Here is a 13,997-nt window from a genome sequence, read left to right on the forward strand (position 1 = left end):
ATGCGGCACGGCGAGGTCGAGAACCCCACCGGCGTGCTCTACGGCCGGCTGCCCGGCTACCACCTCTCCGAGCTGGGCCGGCGCATGGCCGACCGGGTCGCCGAGCACCTCGCCCCGCGCGACGTCACCTACGTCGTGGCCTCCCCGCTGGAGCGGGCGCAGGAGACGGCGACGCCGATCGCCAAGGCGCACGGACTCGACCTCGGCACCGACGCCCGGCTCATCGAGGCCGACAACGTCTTCCAGGGCAAGACCTTCGGCATCGGCGACGGCGCGCTGCGCCGGCCCGCCAACTGGAAGCACGTGGTCAACCCGTTCAAGCCGTCCTGGGGCGAGCCCTACGTCGACCAGGCCGTGCGCATGATGGGCGCGCTGGACGCGGCCCGGGACCTGGCTCGCGGGCACGAGGCCGTGGTCGTCAGCCACCAGCTGCCGATCTGGACCCTGCGGTCGTACGTCGAACGGCGGCGGCTGTGGCACGACCCGCGCAAGCGGCAGTGCACGCTGGCGTCCCTGACGACGTTCACGTACCGGGGCGACCGGATCGTGTCCGTCGGCTACACCGAGCCCGCCCGTGACCTCGTCCCGGCCCACCTCCTCGCCGGAGCCAAGCCGGTGAAGGGGCAGGGCAAGGCGTACGGGGCCTGACGGCCGGTTCGACGCCTGGTCCGACGGCCGGTCCGGCGTACGGGGTCCGACGGCCGGTCCGGCGTACGGGGCCTGACGGCCGGTCCGCCTCGCCCCGCGCAACTGCCCGTACGTGACGCCCGTTACGAAATCCGCACAAATATCCGGAACCCGCACGTTCGTCACGTCCTCTGACTGGGTGACCACCAGAGGACGTGACGAACGAGGTTGCGATGCGCACTTCCACCCGCACTCTCACCCGCAGGGGAATGCTCGGACTCGGCGCGGGCGCCGCGGCCGCGGTCGGGCTCGCGGGCTGCGGTACCGGCTCCCACACGGCGTCGGACGGCTCGCACCGGGCCGACGGTTCCGGGAAGCCCTCGCCTTCCGGCAGCAGCAAGGCGCCGGCCCGGCCCATCGGTGACGGCTCCACGTCGTACACCGGCAAGCAGCCGCACCAGCCGGACGCGCCCGTACCGCTGGAGCCCGGCCAGACTCCGCCGCAGTTCGTCGTCTTCTCCTGGGACGGGGCGGGGGAGGTCGGCAACGGGCTCTTCCCGCGCTTCCTCGACCTCGCCCGGGAGTACGGCGCGCACATGACCTTCTTCCTCTCGGGCCTGTATCTGCTGCCCGAGTCGAAGAAGCGCCTCTACGAGCCGCCGAACAACCCGCGCGGCGCCTCCGACATCGGCTACCTCACCGACGCCCACATCAAGGACACGCTCGCGGGCGTCCGCCGGGCCTGGCTGGACGGGCACGAGATCGGCACCCACTTCAACGGGCACTTCTGCGGCGGCAGCGGCTCGGTCGGGAACTGGACGCCGGCGCACTGGCGCAGCGAGATCGACCAGGCGAGGTCCTTCGTGAAGGAGTGGCGGACCAACACCGGCTGGACCGACCTGCCGTCCCTGCCCTTCGACTACGACAAGGAACTCGTCGGCGGCCGCACGCCCTGTCTGCTCGGCCAGGACAAGCTGCTGCCCACCGCCCGCGAGCTCGGCTGGCGCTACGACGCCTCCTCGCCCGGCGGCCGTCAGGTGTGGCCGGCGAAGAAGGACGGGATCTGGGACCTGCCGTTGCAGCAGATACCTTTCCCCGGACACTCCTTCGAGGTCCTCTCGATGGACTACAACATCCTCGCCAACCAGTCGGTCAACTCGACGAAGGCGCCCGCACACCACTACCCCGGCTGGCGCGAGCAGGCCACGAACTCGTACATATCGGGCTTCAAGCGGGCGTACGAGTCGAACCGGGCGCCCTTCTTCATCGGCAACCACTTCGAGGAGTGGAACGGCGGCATCTACATGGACGCCGTCGAGAACGCGCTCAAGCACATCGCGCGCGAGAAGGAGAAGGGCGAGGACATCCGGCTCGTCTCCTTCCGCCAGTTCACCGACTGGCTGGACGTGCAGAAGCCGGAAGTGCTGGCCAGGCTCCGCACCGTCGAGGTCGGGCAGCAGCCGGCCGGCGGCTGGAAGACCTTCCTGAAGGAGGCACCGGTTTCCTCCGGAAACGCCGCCTGAAATGCGGGTTTCCGCCCGTGAGGGGGGTGCGCAAGATCCCCGGAACGGACATGCGAAACTTTTCACATGAGTGCCGCCAGCCGCGCCCCCCTGCGCTCGAACCGCACCGCCGCCCGCGCCCGTCGCCGCGTCGCCCTGACCACCGGCGCCGCCGCGGTCGCGCTGCTCGCCACCGCCTGCGGCTCCGGCGGCACCTCGGGCGGCGGAGGCAACACCGGCTTCGTCACCGGCGCGGACGGCATCTCCACCGTGGATGCGGGTGAGCGGGCCGACGCCCCCGACCTGTCCGGCGAGACCGTCGACGGGGGACACGTGGACGTCGACGACTACAAGGGCAAGGTCGTCGTGCTCAACGTGTGGGGCTCCTGGTGCCCGCCCTGCCGTGCCGAGGCCAAGAACTTCGAGAAGGTCTACCAGGACGTCAAGGACCGGGGTGTCCAGTTCGTCGGCATCAACACCCGCGACACGTCCACCGGCCCGGCCCGCGCCTTCGAGAAGGAGTTCGGGGTCAGCTACCCGAGCCTGTACGACCCGGCCGGCAAGCTGATGCTCCGCTTCGAGAAGGGCACGCTCAACCCGCAGGCCATCCCCTCCACGCTCATCATCGACCGGGAGGGCAAGGTCGCCGCGCGCACCCTCCAGGCACTGAGCGAGGAGAAGCTCCGCAAGATGCTGGAGCCGTTCCTCGAGGACGGGTCCGACGGCTCCGCCGAATCCGCGAAGTCCGCCGAGTCCGCGAAGTCCGGCGAGTCGGGAAAGTGACGTGAGCGCACTGTCCACGCTCGCCGTGGCGGGCACCAACGGCACCGTGCTCAACGGCGCCCTGCTGGTGGCCCTGCCCATCGCGTTGCTCGGCGGCCTCGTCTCCTTCTTCTCGCCCTGCGTCCTGCCCCTCGTCCCCGGCTACCTCTCCTACGTGACCGGGGTCACCGGCACCGATCTGGCCGAGTCCCGGCGCGGCCGGATGGTCGCGGGCGCGTCGCTCTTCGTCCTCGGCTTCACCGCCGTCTTCGTCTCCAGCGGTGCGCTGTTCGGCTACTTCGGCCAGACGCTCCAGGAGAGCCAGGGCGTCCTGACCAAGGTGCTGGGCGTCTTCATGATCCTCATGGGCGTCTTCTTCATGGGCCTGATGCCCTGGCTCACCCAGCGCGAGTTCCGCTTCCACAAGAAGCCCGTGAACGGCCTGATCGGCGCCCCCGTGCTGGGCGCGCTGTTCGGCATCGGCTGGACGCCCTGCATCGGCCCGACCCTCGCGTCCGTCCTGGCGCTCTCCGCCGACCAGGGCACCGCCGGCCGCGGCGCCATACTGACCGTCGCCTACTGCGTCGGCCTCGGCCTGCCCTTCGTGCTCGCCGCGGTCGCCTTCCGCAAGGCGCTCGGCGCCTTCGGCTGGATCAAGCGCCACTATGTCTGGGTGATGCGGGTCGGCGGCATCATGATGATCGCGACCGGGCTGCTGCTCCTCACCGGCGTGTGGGACAGCATCGTGCAGGACATGCAGACCTGGTCCAACGGCTTCACTGTAGGGATCTGACCGATGAGCAAGACCACCACGGGCAAGACCCCGACGGACGCCCCGACGGACGCCCCGACGGACGCCCCGACGGACGCCCCGAAGGGCACCCCGAAGGGCACCCCGGAGGACGTCCCCACGGCGGGCGAGGAGCAGGAACTCGGCGACGCCGGCTCCCAGCTCTCCACCGCCCCCAAGGAGGAGGCGCCGGGCCTCCCCGCCCTCGGGGTCATCGGCTGGGCCCGCTGGTTCTGGCGGCAGCTCACCTCGATGCGGGTGGCGCTGCTGCTGCTCCTGCTGCTGTCGCTGGGCGCGATCCCGGGCTCGCTGATCCCGCAGGAGGGCGTCGACGCCCTGAAGGTCGAGGACTTCCGCGAGAAGCACGACATCCTCGGGCCCCTCTACGACGCGCTCGGCCTCTTCCACGTCTACAGCTCGGTGTGGTTCTCCGCGATCTACATCCTGCTGTTCGTCTCCCTCATCGGCTGCATCGTCCCGCGCACCTGGCAGTTCGTCGGCCAGCTCCGCGGCCGCCCGCCCGGCGCCCCCCGGCGCCTGACCCGGCTCCCGGCGTACACCACCTGGCGCACCGGGGCCGAACCCGAGCAGGTCCGCGAGGCCGCGCTCACGCTGCTGAAGAAGCGCCGCTTCCGCGCCCACGCCGTCGGTGACGCCGTCGCCGCCGAGAAGGGCTACGCGCGCGAGGTGGGCAACCTGGCCTTCCACATCGCGCTGATCGTGATGCTGATCGCCTTCGGCTGGGGCCAGTTGTTCAAGTACGAGGGCAACAAGCTGATCCTGGAGGGCGACGGCTTCTCCAACACCCTCACCCAGTACGACGACTTCAAGTCCGGCAACCTCTTCGACCCGGACCACGACCTCGCCCCCTTCAGCTTCTCCCTGAAGAACTTCCGCGGCACCTACGAGGCGACCGGCCCCAACCGGGGCACCCCGCGCGTCTACGAGGCCGAGGTCGACTACAGCGAAGGCGCCTACGGCGAGGAGAAGGCGACCACCATCGAGGTCAACGAGCCGCTGGAGATCGACGGCTCCAAGGTCTACCTCGTCAGCCACGGCTACGCGCCCGTCCTCACCATCAGGGACGCCAAGGGCAACGTCGTCATGGACAAGGAGGCGACCGCCCTGCTGCCGCTGGACTCCAACGTCACCTCCTCCGGTGCCGTCATGGTCAGGGACGGCTACCGCAACGCCGAGGGCGAGAAGGAACAGCTCGGCTTCAACGCCTTCTTCCTGCCCACCTACGGCGGCGAGGGCAGCACGATGCTGTCGGCCTTCCCCGCGCTGACCAACCCGATGCTGGCGCTCTCCGCCTACCACGGCGACCTCGGTGTCGACGCGGGCTTCGCGAAGAGCATCTACCAGCTCGACAAGAAGAACCTGGAGGAGTTCAAGGACTCCGACGGCGAGCTGTTCAAGAAGCAGCTCAAGATCGGCGAGACCATGACGCTCCCGAACGGTGCCGGCACGGTCACCTTCGACGGCGTCCAGGAGTGGGCCGGCTTCCAGGTCACCCAGCAGCCCGCCAGCGGCTGGGCGCTCGCCGGCGCGGTCGCCGCCATCTTCGGCCTCGCCGGCTCCCTGTTCATCCAGCGCCGCCGCGTCTGGGTCCGGGCAGTCAAGGGCGCCGACGGCGTCACGGTCGTCGAGATGGCCGGCCTCGGGCGCAGCGAGTCCGCGAAGGTCCCCGAGGAGCTCGGCGACCTCGCCGCGATCCTGTACGAGCAGGCGCCCGGCGCACCGGACACCGCCGACGCGCCCGGCGCACCGAAGAACGACGACGACACCCCCGATTCCCCCGACACCCACGTCGTACCTGCCGAAGGGGCCGAGAAATGACTCTCGCCACCGCAACCCAACTGGCCGCCGCGGCCAACGAGGACCTAGCGAACCTCAGCAACACGCTGATCTACTCCTCGATGGCGGTCTACACCCTCGCGTTCTTCGCCCACATCGCCGAGTGGCTCTTCGGCAGCCGCAGCAAGGTCGGCCGCACCGCCGCCGCGCTCACCGCGGCCGGCGAGGGGAAGGCGGACGCGAAGGGCGCCCCGGCAGTCACCGTGCAGAAGGCCGGCGGCACCGCCGTGCTGGAGCGGCCGAAGGTCGTCGTCCGCGCCGCGGCCGGCGCCCGGGACGTGCCCGACGGGCCCGGTGCGCACGGCGGCACCGAGAAGGGCGACCTCTACGGCCGTATCGCCATCTCGCTCACCGTGCTCGCCTTCGCCATCGAGGCGGGCGGCGTGCTCACCCGCGCCCTGTCGGTGAAGCGGGCGCCGTGGGGCAACATGTACGAGTTCAACATCACGTTCACGACGGTCGCGGCCGGCGTGTACCTCGTACTGCTCGCCATGAGGAAGAACGTCCGCTGGCTGGGCCTGCCGCTGACCACCACCGTCCTGCTCGACCTCGGTCTCGCGGTGACGGTCCTCTACACCGCCAGCGACCAGCTGGTCCCGGCCCTGCACTCGTACTGGCTGTACATCCACGTCTCCACGGCGATCTTCTGCGGCGCGGTCTTCTACGTCGGCGCGGTCGGCACGATCCTGTACCTCTTCAAGGACAGCTTCGAGAACAAGCTCGCGAACGGCGGCGAGCCCGGCCGCTTCGCCAGCTCCGTCCTGGACCGGCTGCCCGCCGCCGCCTCCCTCGACAAGTTCTCCTACCGCGTCAACGCCGCCGTCTTCCCGCTGTGGACGTTCACGATCATCGCGGGCGCGATCTGGGCGGGCGACGCCTGGGGCCGCTACTGGGGCTGGGACCCCAAGGAGGTCTGGTCCTTCATCACCTGGGTCGCCTACGCCTGCTACCTGCACGCCCGCGCCACCGCAGGCTGGAAGGGCCGCAAGGCCGCCTACCTGGCACTGGCCGCCTTCGGCTGCTGGCTGTTCAACTACTACGGCGTCAACATCTTCGTCTCCGGCAAGCACTCCTACGCGGACGTGGGCCTGGGCGCCCTCCAGTCCGTCGGTTTCTGAACCGGACGGCTCACCCAGGCGGCTCACCCAGGCGGCTCGCCTACGGCTGGTTCACTCCGCCGCGGGCGACGTTCGTGACGACGTCCCGCAGCCGCTCCACGTAAAGGCTCAGGTTCTTGTGCGCGACGTCGGTGTCCGGGTACCGGGCGGCGAACCACAGGCCTTCCGGGAGGCGGGTGACCCACGCGCACACCTGGTCGCCGTACGACACCCGCAGCAGGGCGTACGCCGACAGGTCCGGCCAGCGCCCGGCGCCCGGGACGTCGCGGGCGTCGACGTACGACACGATCGAGTACAGGTCGGGGGAGGTGGGGCGGAAGTCCGTGCCGAGCAGGCGCAGCACCCGGTCGATCGGCATGCGGGACAGCCGTCGGTTGGCCTGTAGTTCGGCGCGGACGGTGCGCAGGGCGCTCGGGAAGTCCTGGGCGCGCGACGCGGGGACCTCGATCGGCGCGCCGCCCACGTACCAGCCCACCGACTCCGACCACTGGGACCGCGACCTGGTGTGGAACGGCACGACGGTGCGGTAGACGGGCTCCCCGCCGATCTCGTGGACCACCAGCGCGGTGGCGGCCAGGACACCGACCAGACTGCCGCCGTAGGGACGGCAGTACGCCTCGAACGCGGCGGCGTCGGCCGCGTCCACCAGCGGCTCGCGCAGCAGCTTCTGCTCGGGCAGCGTCCCGCCGGGCTCCACGCCCAGGTCCAGGGGGAAGGACGGCAGCCGCCCGTCGCACCGCCGGATGAACTCCCGCCAGCGGGACACGACGTCGTGGCCGCCGTCGATCCGGTCCGCGTCCGCCCGCTCGGCCTCGCAGAAGTCGACGTAGCTGCCGACCCGCGGGTGCGGCACGGTCCGGCCCTCGACGCCCGCCGCGTACAACTCGTGGATCTCGGCGGGGATGCGGTAGATGGAGTAGGCGTCGACGTTGCTGTGGTCGAACGCCATGTACACGCTGACGCCGTCGTCGCGGACGACGGCCGTGTAGATGAGGTTGGGCCAGCGCAGCGCGTCCGCGACGCCGTCGAAGCGGTCCCGGAGGTGGCGGGCCAGTTCGGTCGCGTCGGGGAAGTCGCCGACGTCCTCGCGGTGCAGGGACACGGCGTCCGCCGCCAGCGTGAACCGGCGCATCGCGTCCCCGGTCCCGCCGCTCCAGCGGAAGCCGCTGCGCAGCGTTTCGTGCCGCAGCGTCCAGGCGCGCAGCGCCTCCTGGAGCGCGTCCAGGTCGACCGGGCCCGGGATGTCGAAGGCCGTGCCGAGCCAGGTCGGCACGAACAGGCCGTCGTCGCGGACCGACCGGGCCGTCCGGATGTGCGACTCCTGGATGTACGCCGGTGGCCGCGCGTCCTCGGGCAGCGCCGCCGCGACCTCGACGGTCGCCGGACTGAGCGTCCACTCGACGAGGCGCCCGGGCCGGATCTCGCAGCGGTGGATGTCGGTCAGTCGCACGAGGGGTCTCCGTTCGCAGATGTACAGACCCGACCAAGGGAATGCCGAGCCCGCGACCGCGCACATGGTGTGTCGGCACGGTTCAACGGAACGGATGGCCCCTCGAACGGCGGTACGCCCCCGCTACCGGGCCGCCGTTTCCTCCAGGTAGGCGTGGAGTGCACCCGCGCCCGCCAGCATCGCCCGGGTCCGCGCGGTGAGCCAGTGCCCGCGCGCCGCGACCGCCTCCCGCAGCGCCTCGCTGCTCCCCTCCCGCCGCAGCCCCTCCAGGACGGGCCTGATCTGGTCGAACAGGTAGTGGCTGCGGCGCAGGGCGCGCACGACCCGCGCGTCGCGCACGTCGGCGGGCCCGTACACGCGGTACTTCGTGCCCCGCTCCCGCCCGGGCGCGAGCAGCCCCGCCGCCTCCCACACCCGCAGCGCGGACGTCCGTACGCCGGTCAGCGCGGCCACTTCACCGATGCGCAGGCCGCCACCGGAACGGGACGGCGCCGCGGGTTCCGCACCGGCCGGCGCCTCCAGCGCCTCACTCGCGGCCCGCAGCGAGACCCGCTCCTCGTGCAGGGCGGCGTGCGCGGCGTCCACGAGGGCGAGTGCGCCGGGGACGTCTCCCTCGTGCACGGCCCGCATGACCCGCGTCGCGGTCACCGGCCCGTACCCCTTCCGCAGATCCCCGTACGTCAGCAGCGCGAGCCGGTGCGCCTCGCCGAAGACCCGGTATCCGGCCTCGGTCCGCCCGGCCGGGGGAAGCACGCCGGCGACCTCGTAGTTGCGGATCTGCTGGGTCGAGAGACCGGCGAGGCGGGCGAGGTCGACGGTGCGCAGCCGGCGGTCGTTCGTCATCGCGTCGAGGGTAGGGGGCCGTGGGCGTGACTGGTGATTTACGCGATGCGGAGAAGGAGCCGGGCCGCCGACACTGCGGTGACCGTGCCACCCGACCCGTACCCGGAGGTGCCGATGTCCGCTCCGCTCACGAGACGCAAGGCAGGAAGGACGACGCGAGGCCCGTCGCCGTGGAGGCGCCGCCTGCGCGGGGCGCTGGCCGGCGCGCTCCTGCTGTCGGCGGCCGGTCCGGTCGCCGCACCCGCCGCCACGGCGGCGGACGGTACGACCGTCACCACCCGGTACGGGCAGGTGCGGGGCGAGACGGGCGAGTCCGCGAACGCCTACCTCGGCATCCCCTACGCCGCGCCGCCGGTCGGAGACAGGCGCTGGAGGCCGCCCGCCCCGCCCGCGCGCTGGACGGGCGTCCGCGACGCCACGGCCCCCGGCAACCCCTGCATGCAGGCGGACTCGTCCACCCCCTGGGGCGACCTGGCCGGACCCGGCACCCCCAGTGAGGACTGCCTCTACCTCAACGTCCACACCCCCGCCGAGCGCTCCTCGCGCGAGAAGCCGGTGATGGTCTGGATCCACGGCGGCGGCTTCACCATCGGCTCCGGGACCTTCTACGACGGCGGTGAACTGGCCGCCCGCGGCGACGTGGTCGTCGTCACCCTCAACTACCGCCTCGGCGCCTTCGGCTACCTCGCCCACCCGGACCTGGCGGGTGAGTCGCCGGAAGGCGTCTCCGGCAACTACGGCCTGCTCGACCAGCAGGCGGCACTGCACTGGGTGCGGCAGAACATCGCCGGGTTCGGCGGCGACCCGGGCAACGTGACGATCTTCGGCGAGTCGGCGGGCGGCGGCAGCGTCTGCCAGCACCTCGTGTCACCCCGCACGCTCGGCCTGTACGACCGTGCCATCGCCCAGTCGGGCTGCGGCTTCCCCCTGCCCACCCAGGAGTCGCAGCAGCGCACCGGTGCCTCCTGGGCCGACTCCCTGGGCTGCGCGGACGTGGCCTGCCTGCGCGCCGAACCGGCCGGTGAACTGCTCACCGCCGCAATGAACCCCGGCGCCCGCTGGGTCCCCAACGTCGACGGCCGCGTACTGCCGCTCCAGATCCCGGACGCGCTGGAGAAGGGGCGCTTCCACCGCGTTCCCGTCCTCCAGGGCACCACCGCCGACGAGGGCCGCCTCACCGTGGCGACCACGTACGACCTGGCCGGCCGCCGGCTCACCGCCGCCGGATACCCGGTGGCCGTCCGCGCCCTCTACGGCGACCGGTCCGACGCGATCCTCGCCCGCTACCCGCTGTCCGAGTACGGCACCCCCGCCGAGGCCCTGGGGGCGGTCTTCACCGACTCCCAGTTCGCCTGCCTCCAGTCCCGCACCGCGGAGCTGATGGCCGACCACACCCGCTCCTACCAGTACGAGTTCGCCGACCGCCAGGCCGTGGACTACCTGAACCTGCCGATCAGCTTCCCCCTCGGCGCCCCGCACGGCTCCGAGATCCGGTACGTCTTCGGCGGCGTCTCGGGCACCCCCGCCCAGAACGCCCTCGCGGCGAAGATGATCGGCTACTGGACCAACTTCGCGCACACCGGCGTCCCGTACGCGGCGCACGCCCCGCGCTGGAGCCAGTACCCGAAGGTGCAGGTGCTCGCCCCGGACGCCATCACGCAGTCGACGACCTTCCCCCAGGACCACAAGTGCGACCTGTGGCTCCAGGGGAGCCCGGCCGGCCCATGACCGGCTCCAGCACGGCGTAGTCCGCGAAGAGGCGCCGGTAGCGCAGGTGCCGGGTCTCCTGCGTGTGCCCGCGCTGCCACTCCTCCACCTCCTCCGGGCCCGGACACGGCCCGGAGGAGGCGCCGCAGTCGGCCTCGTCGCCCGACACGCAGCGCGCCTCGTACTCGGGCTGCGCCGACGGGTCCTGCGCGATCACGAACGGTACGTACCGGAAGACGCGGCGCGTCCGCTCGTGCCCCTGTCGCCGGTGCCGGGCCAGCAGCACGTCGGCGTCGGTCTCGGCGCTGCCGTCGCCGACGGCGCGGGCGTGCGCGCGCAGTACGGCCAGCTGCGTGCAGGTGGCGCAGCCGGCCACCGGTTCGGGCGGCGGCGGCAGGGCGATCAGCGCCCGCGCCGTCAACGCGTCCGTGAACGACCGGTCGTTGGCCGCGCGCACCGCGGCGCTCAGTCGTCCCTCACGATCCATCGTGCAACCTCCGTGACTGTGGGTGTATCGAGGGTTGCTCAGGGGAATCGTCGGGAGCAATGCTCGACGCGTGACACTCGCGCACTGTCACAAGGGGGAGGGGGCGGGGATCGTGGGGCGACGCAACGCCGAGGGGCCGGGGGCGAGTACGGCAGCCGTCTTCGGCGAGGTGCTGCGGCACTTCAGGGAGGCCGCCGGGCTCACGCAGGAAGGACTGGCGGTGCGCATCCCGTGCGACCGCTCGCACGTGGCGCGGGTCGAGGCGGGGTCGCGGGTGCCGCAGGATACGTTCGCGAAGACGTGCGACGAGTTGCTGGGCACGGGTGGGGTGCTGGGGCGGCTGTGGGGGCGGATCGACTGGTATCCGGAGGTGGAACATCCGGACTGGTTCCGGCGACGGGCGGAGATGGACGCGGTGGCGGTCGCGTTGCGGGAGTATCAGGAGCGGGTGATCCCGGGGTTGTTGCAGACGGAGGAGTACGCGCGGGCGTTGTTCTCGCGTCTCGCCAAGGGCGACGACCTGGAGGAGCGCGTCCGAGCCCGCCTGAGTCGGCAGCAACGCTTGTGGTCGGACGACGGGCCGCTCTACGTAGTCGTGCTGGACGAAAGCTGCCTGAACAACGTCATCGGCGGCAACGGCACCATGCGAGACCAGTGCGCACACCTGCTGGAGATCGGGCTGCGCCCCAACATCCGTCTCCAAGTGGCGCCTGCCGGGCGGCTCGGGCTCCTGCGCCCTAGCGGCTCAATGTCCCTGATCAAGCTGCCGGACGGTCGTGATTGGGTCTACTCCGAGTCCCTGGACCGGGGTCATTTCAGCGATGACCCGGCCGTCTATGCACGACACTGCCGGACATATGATGTGCTCAGGGCGGATGCTCCATCAGCCCCCGAGTCCGCCGCTCTGATCAGTGACGCGATGGAGAGGTACCAGGATCATGGACAGGCACGAACTCGGCGCGGCGGTCTGGATCAAGAGCACCTACAGCGACGCCAACGGCGGCAACTGCGTAGAAGCGGCCCCCGGATTCCCCGGCGCCGTCCCCGTCCGCGACAGCAAGAACCCTGACGGCCCCGTACTGATCGTCGGCCGCGCCGCCTGGGCCGTCTTCACCGGAGCCCGCTTCCTCGTGCTGCGGTGACACGGGCGCCCACCCCTGAAAGAACCCCTGCGGCGCCGATTCACTCGCCTGGGTGAACATCACCGGTCGGGCTGGCTCTCCGACACCCCAACTCCCTTACGCTCGGCGCATCAACCGCTGGCATATGACCGGCATCCACTTGGCCCTCGCAGCCCGCTTCCCCCTGCGTAACTGCGACGGCTGAACAAGCAAGGAACCTCATGGTCAGTCCCTCCCACGAGGCGATGCACCGCATCTTCCAGCACGACCCCGGGCTCTTCAGCCGCGTCTCCCGCTTCCTCGGTGTCGACATCCCCAGACCCATCGGAGCGACCGCCCTGCCCACCGACCTCACCGAGGCAAGCCCCGTCGAACGCCGAGTCGACACACTCCTGCGCTTCGAGACCGCGGAACAGGGCCCCTTCCTCCTGGCCGTCGAGGCCCAGGGCAAGAAGGACCCGGACAAGCCCGCGAGCTGGGCGTACTACGTCTCCTATCTGTGGACCAAGTACCGCCTGCCTGCCGCGCTGCTGGTCGTCTGCCAGGACTACGCCACGGCCAAATGGGCCCAGCAGGCCGTGAGCAGTGGTCCGCCCCAACTACCCACTCTCACCCTGCGGCCCGTGGTCGCCGGTCCGCACAACATGCCGGTGATCACCGACCTTGAGGAGGCCCGCGCCGACCTGGTGCTCGCCAGCCTGGCGGCCATCACACACGCCGCCGAACCGGCCATCAATGAGATACTGAAAACCCTGTCCACCGCTTTGCGGGACGCGCCGCAAGATGTCGCGGACCCCATCATCGAATTCACCGCACAGGGCCTGGGTAACCGCCCGGCCAATCGCCTCTGGAGGAACCTGGTGGCCGTGGACCTCTCCTTCTACAAGTCGTACATCTCCGAAGAGATCCGGGACGAGGGCCGTGCTCAAGCCGGCGCCGAGGCTCTCCTGATCGTTCTGGAGCAGCGAGGCCTCGACATCTCCGACGACGTGCGCGGACGCGTCACGGCGTGCGGTGACCCCGAGATCCTCCGCCACTGGCTCGCCCGAGCCGTCACCGCGCCCACCGCCGAGGCGGTCTTCGAAGACGAGTGAGCCGGCGGGAGCCGGTGGCTCCCCCGCAGACCCGTCGCCCGCCCACGGAGGCCGGGGCCACCCGGCTCGCCCCCGCTCGCTCAGGAACCTCACCACGGGTGGCTGCCTCGACCTCAACCGCAGGGCGTCCATGATCGGCCTGACGACACGCCCTGCACCGGCTCCGCCTCCCAGCGCTGGACCGGGATCTGACGGCGGAGCGGATCGGGGAGGCTCAGGCCTCGTCCCGCTTGTCGCGCCTGCGGTCCTCGTCGTCCTCGGGGCCGCTTGGGCCGTTGTCCCGCGGGCCGTCCTCACCACGGTCCTTGTCCGCGTCGCCGGGCTGGTCGCCCAGGGACTTGAGGAACTCCGGATTGTCGTCCGGCGCGACGAACTGCCGCCGCCCACCGCCCTGCCAGGGCGCCGCACCCGCCGCCTGCCGCTTCTTGCCGGCGATGAGCCAGGAGATCGAGCCGACCAGCGGGAACAGCAGCACGAGGATCGCCCACAGCGGCTTGGGGATGTGGCGGATGTCGGCATCCTTCGTGCTGATGCAGTCGATGAACGCGTAGACGCTCAGTGCCAGTGGCACGAGGAACATCAGCACCCGGAGCATGGGCCTCTCCAGCGGAAGCGGTGGGCTGGGGACGCGTCACGGCC

At 71.2% G+C, this 13,997-nt stretch carries 13 protein-coding genes and 1 pseudogene; 10 read left to right on the forward strand and 4 right to left on the reverse strand.

Annotation, left to right across the window (positions count from 1 at the left end; genetic code table 11):
- The 6 genes from ACIQ1J_RS29335 (at position 1) to ccsB (ending at position 6,656) form a co-directional block, all read left to right on the forward strand.
- Positions 1-648: a histidine phosphatase family protein gene (locus ACIQ1J_RS29335; protein ID WP_403561695.1), complete on the forward strand. Its 648-nt coding sequence runs from the start codon at positions 1-3 to the stop codon at positions 646-648.
- 212 nt (positions 649-860) lie between these two features.
- Positions 861-2,150 carry a hypothetical protein gene (locus tag ACIQ1J_RS29340; RefSeq protein WP_403561505.1) on the forward strand — a complete coding sequence of 430 codons (1,290 nt, stop codon included), beginning with the start codon at positions 861-863 and terminating at the stop codon, positions 2,148-2,150.
- A 66-nt stretch (positions 2,151-2,216) separates the two neighbouring features.
- Entirely contained in the window at positions 2,217-2,912 is a 696-nt protein-coding gene (locus ACIQ1J_RS29345) for a TlpA family protein disulfide reductase (RefSeq protein WP_403561507.1), read from the forward strand.
- A 1-nt stretch (position 2,913) separates the two neighbouring features.
- Positions 2,914-3,684 (forward strand): cytochrome c biogenesis protein CcdA, encoded by a 771-nt coding sequence (locus tag ACIQ1J_RS29350; RefSeq protein WP_310871892.1) that lies wholly within the window; start codon positions 2,914-2,916, stop codon positions 3,682-3,684.
- Between the two features lie 3 nt (positions 3,685-3,687).
- Entirely contained in the window at positions 3,688-5,520 is a 1,833-nt protein-coding gene (locus tag ACIQ1J_RS29355; protein WP_403561509.1) for a cytochrome c biogenesis protein ResB, read from the forward strand.
- Positions 5,517-6,656 carry a c-type cytochrome biogenesis protein CcsB gene (ccsB, locus tag ACIQ1J_RS29360; protein ID WP_403561510.1) on the forward strand — a complete coding sequence of 380 codons (1,140 nt, stop codon included), beginning with the start codon at positions 5,517-5,519 and terminating at the stop codon, positions 6,654-6,656. Before ACIQ1J_RS29355 ends, ccsB begins: the two co-directional genes overlap by 4 nt.
- A gap of 40 nt (positions 6,657-6,696) precedes the next feature.
- On the opposite strand, the gene ACIQ1J_RS29365 is transcribed toward ccsB, so the two are convergent.
- Entirely contained in the window at positions 6,697-8,106 is a 1,410-nt protein-coding gene (locus tag ACIQ1J_RS29365; protein ID WP_403561511.1) for a condensation domain-containing protein, read from the reverse strand.
- Positions 8,107-8,229: 123 nt separating this feature from the next.
- Positions 8,230-8,949, reverse strand: coding sequence for a MerR family transcriptional regulator (locus tag ACIQ1J_RS29370; RefSeq protein WP_403561513.1), 720 nt, complete (start codon positions 8,947-8,949; stop codon positions 8,230-8,232).
- Positions 8,950-9,063: 114 nt separating this feature from the next.
- On the opposite strand from ACIQ1J_RS29370, the gene ACIQ1J_RS29375 reads away from it, so the two are divergent.
- Positions 9,064-10,677: a carboxylesterase/lipase family protein gene (locus tag ACIQ1J_RS29375; RefSeq protein WP_403561515.1), complete on the forward strand. Its 1,614-nt coding sequence runs from the start codon at positions 9,064-9,066 to the stop codon at positions 10,675-10,677.
- On the opposite strand, the gene ACIQ1J_RS29380 is transcribed toward ACIQ1J_RS29375, so the two are convergent.
- Positions 10,604-11,143 (reverse strand): hypothetical protein, encoded by a 540-nt coding sequence (locus tag ACIQ1J_RS29380; protein ID WP_403561517.1) that lies wholly within the window; start codon positions 11,141-11,143, stop codon positions 10,604-10,606. The genes ACIQ1J_RS29375 and ACIQ1J_RS29380 overlap by 74 nt on opposite strands.
- Before the next feature lie 112 nt (positions 11,144-11,255).
- Between ACIQ1J_RS29380 and ACIQ1J_RS29385 the strand changes: the two genes are divergently transcribed.
- The 3 genes and pseudogenes from ACIQ1J_RS29385 (at position 11,256) to ACIQ1J_RS29395 (ending at position 13,358) form a co-directional block, all read left to right on the forward strand.
- A complete protein-coding gene (locus ACIQ1J_RS29385; protein ID WP_403561697.1) occupies positions 11,256-12,212 on the forward strand; it encodes a Scr1 family TA system antitoxin-like transcriptional regulator in 957 nt (318 codons plus the stop codon).
- Positions 12,166-12,285, forward strand: a pseudogene (locus tag ACIQ1J_RS29390) (DUF397 domain-containing protein); the annotation flags it as partial. The gene ACIQ1J_RS29385 and the pseudogene ACIQ1J_RS29390, both read left to right, overlap by 47 nt.
- Before the next feature lie 200 nt (positions 12,286-12,485).
- Positions 12,486-13,358 carry a hypothetical protein gene (locus ACIQ1J_RS29395; RefSeq protein WP_403561519.1) on the forward strand — a complete coding sequence of 291 codons (873 nt, stop codon included), beginning with the start codon at positions 12,486-12,488 and terminating at the stop codon, positions 13,356-13,358.
- Between the two features lie 214 nt (positions 13,359-13,572).
- Here the strand turns inward: ACIQ1J_RS29395 and ACIQ1J_RS29400 are convergent, their stop codons facing one another.
- Positions 13,573-13,953 (reverse strand): PLD nuclease N-terminal domain-containing protein, encoded by a 381-nt coding sequence (locus tag ACIQ1J_RS29400; RefSeq protein ID WP_403561521.1) that lies wholly within the window; start codon positions 13,951-13,953, stop codon positions 13,573-13,575.
- Between the last annotated feature and the right edge of the window lie 44 nt (positions 13,954-13,997).

Source organism: Streptomyces sp. NPDC097107 (genome assembly GCF_044762405.1).
GTDB classification, from domain to species: Bacteria; Actinomycetota; Actinomycetes; order Streptomycetales; family Streptomycetaceae; genus Streptomyces; species Streptomyces thinghirensis.

Bases quoted from the DNA above. Each gene is read 5' to 3' on its own strand.
- ACIQ1J_RS29400 (WP_403561521.1), bottom strand. From the start codon at position 13,953: ATGCTCCGGGTGCTGATGTTCCTCGTGCCACTGGCACTGAGCGTCTAC.
- ccsB (WP_403561510.1), top strand. From the start codon at position 5,517: ATGACTCTCGCCACCGCAACCCAACTGGCCGCCGCGGCCAACGAGGAC.
- ACIQ1J_RS29380 (WP_403561517.1), bottom strand. From the start codon at position 11,143: ATGGATCGTGAGGGACGACTGAGCGCCGCGGTGCGCGCGGCCAACGAC.
- ACIQ1J_RS29355 (WP_403561509.1), top strand. From the start codon at position 3,688: ATGAGCAAGACCACCACGGGCAAGACCCCGACGGACGCCCCGACGGAC.
- ACIQ1J_RS29375 (WP_403561515.1), top strand. From the start codon at position 9,064: ATGTCCGCTCCGCTCACGAGACGCAAGGCAGGAAGGACGACGCGAGGC.
- ACIQ1J_RS29345 (WP_403561507.1), top strand. From the start codon at position 2,217: ATGAGTGCCGCCAGCCGCGCCCCCCTGCGCTCGAACCGCACCGCCGCC.
- ACIQ1J_RS29335 (WP_403561695.1), top strand. From the start codon at position 1: ATGCGGCACGGCGAGGTCGAGAACCCCACCGGCGTGCTCTACGGCCGG.
- ACIQ1J_RS29395 (WP_403561519.1), top strand. From the start codon at position 12,486: ATGGTCAGTCCCTCCCACGAGGCGATGCACCGCATCTTCCAGCACGAC.
- ACIQ1J_RS29370 (WP_403561513.1), bottom strand. From the start codon at position 8,949: ATGACGAACGACCGCCGGCTGCGCACCGTCGACCTCGCCCGCCTCGCC.
- ACIQ1J_RS29340 (WP_403561505.1), top strand. From the start codon at position 861: ATGCGCACTTCCACCCGCACTCTCACCCGCAGGGGAATGCTCGGACTC.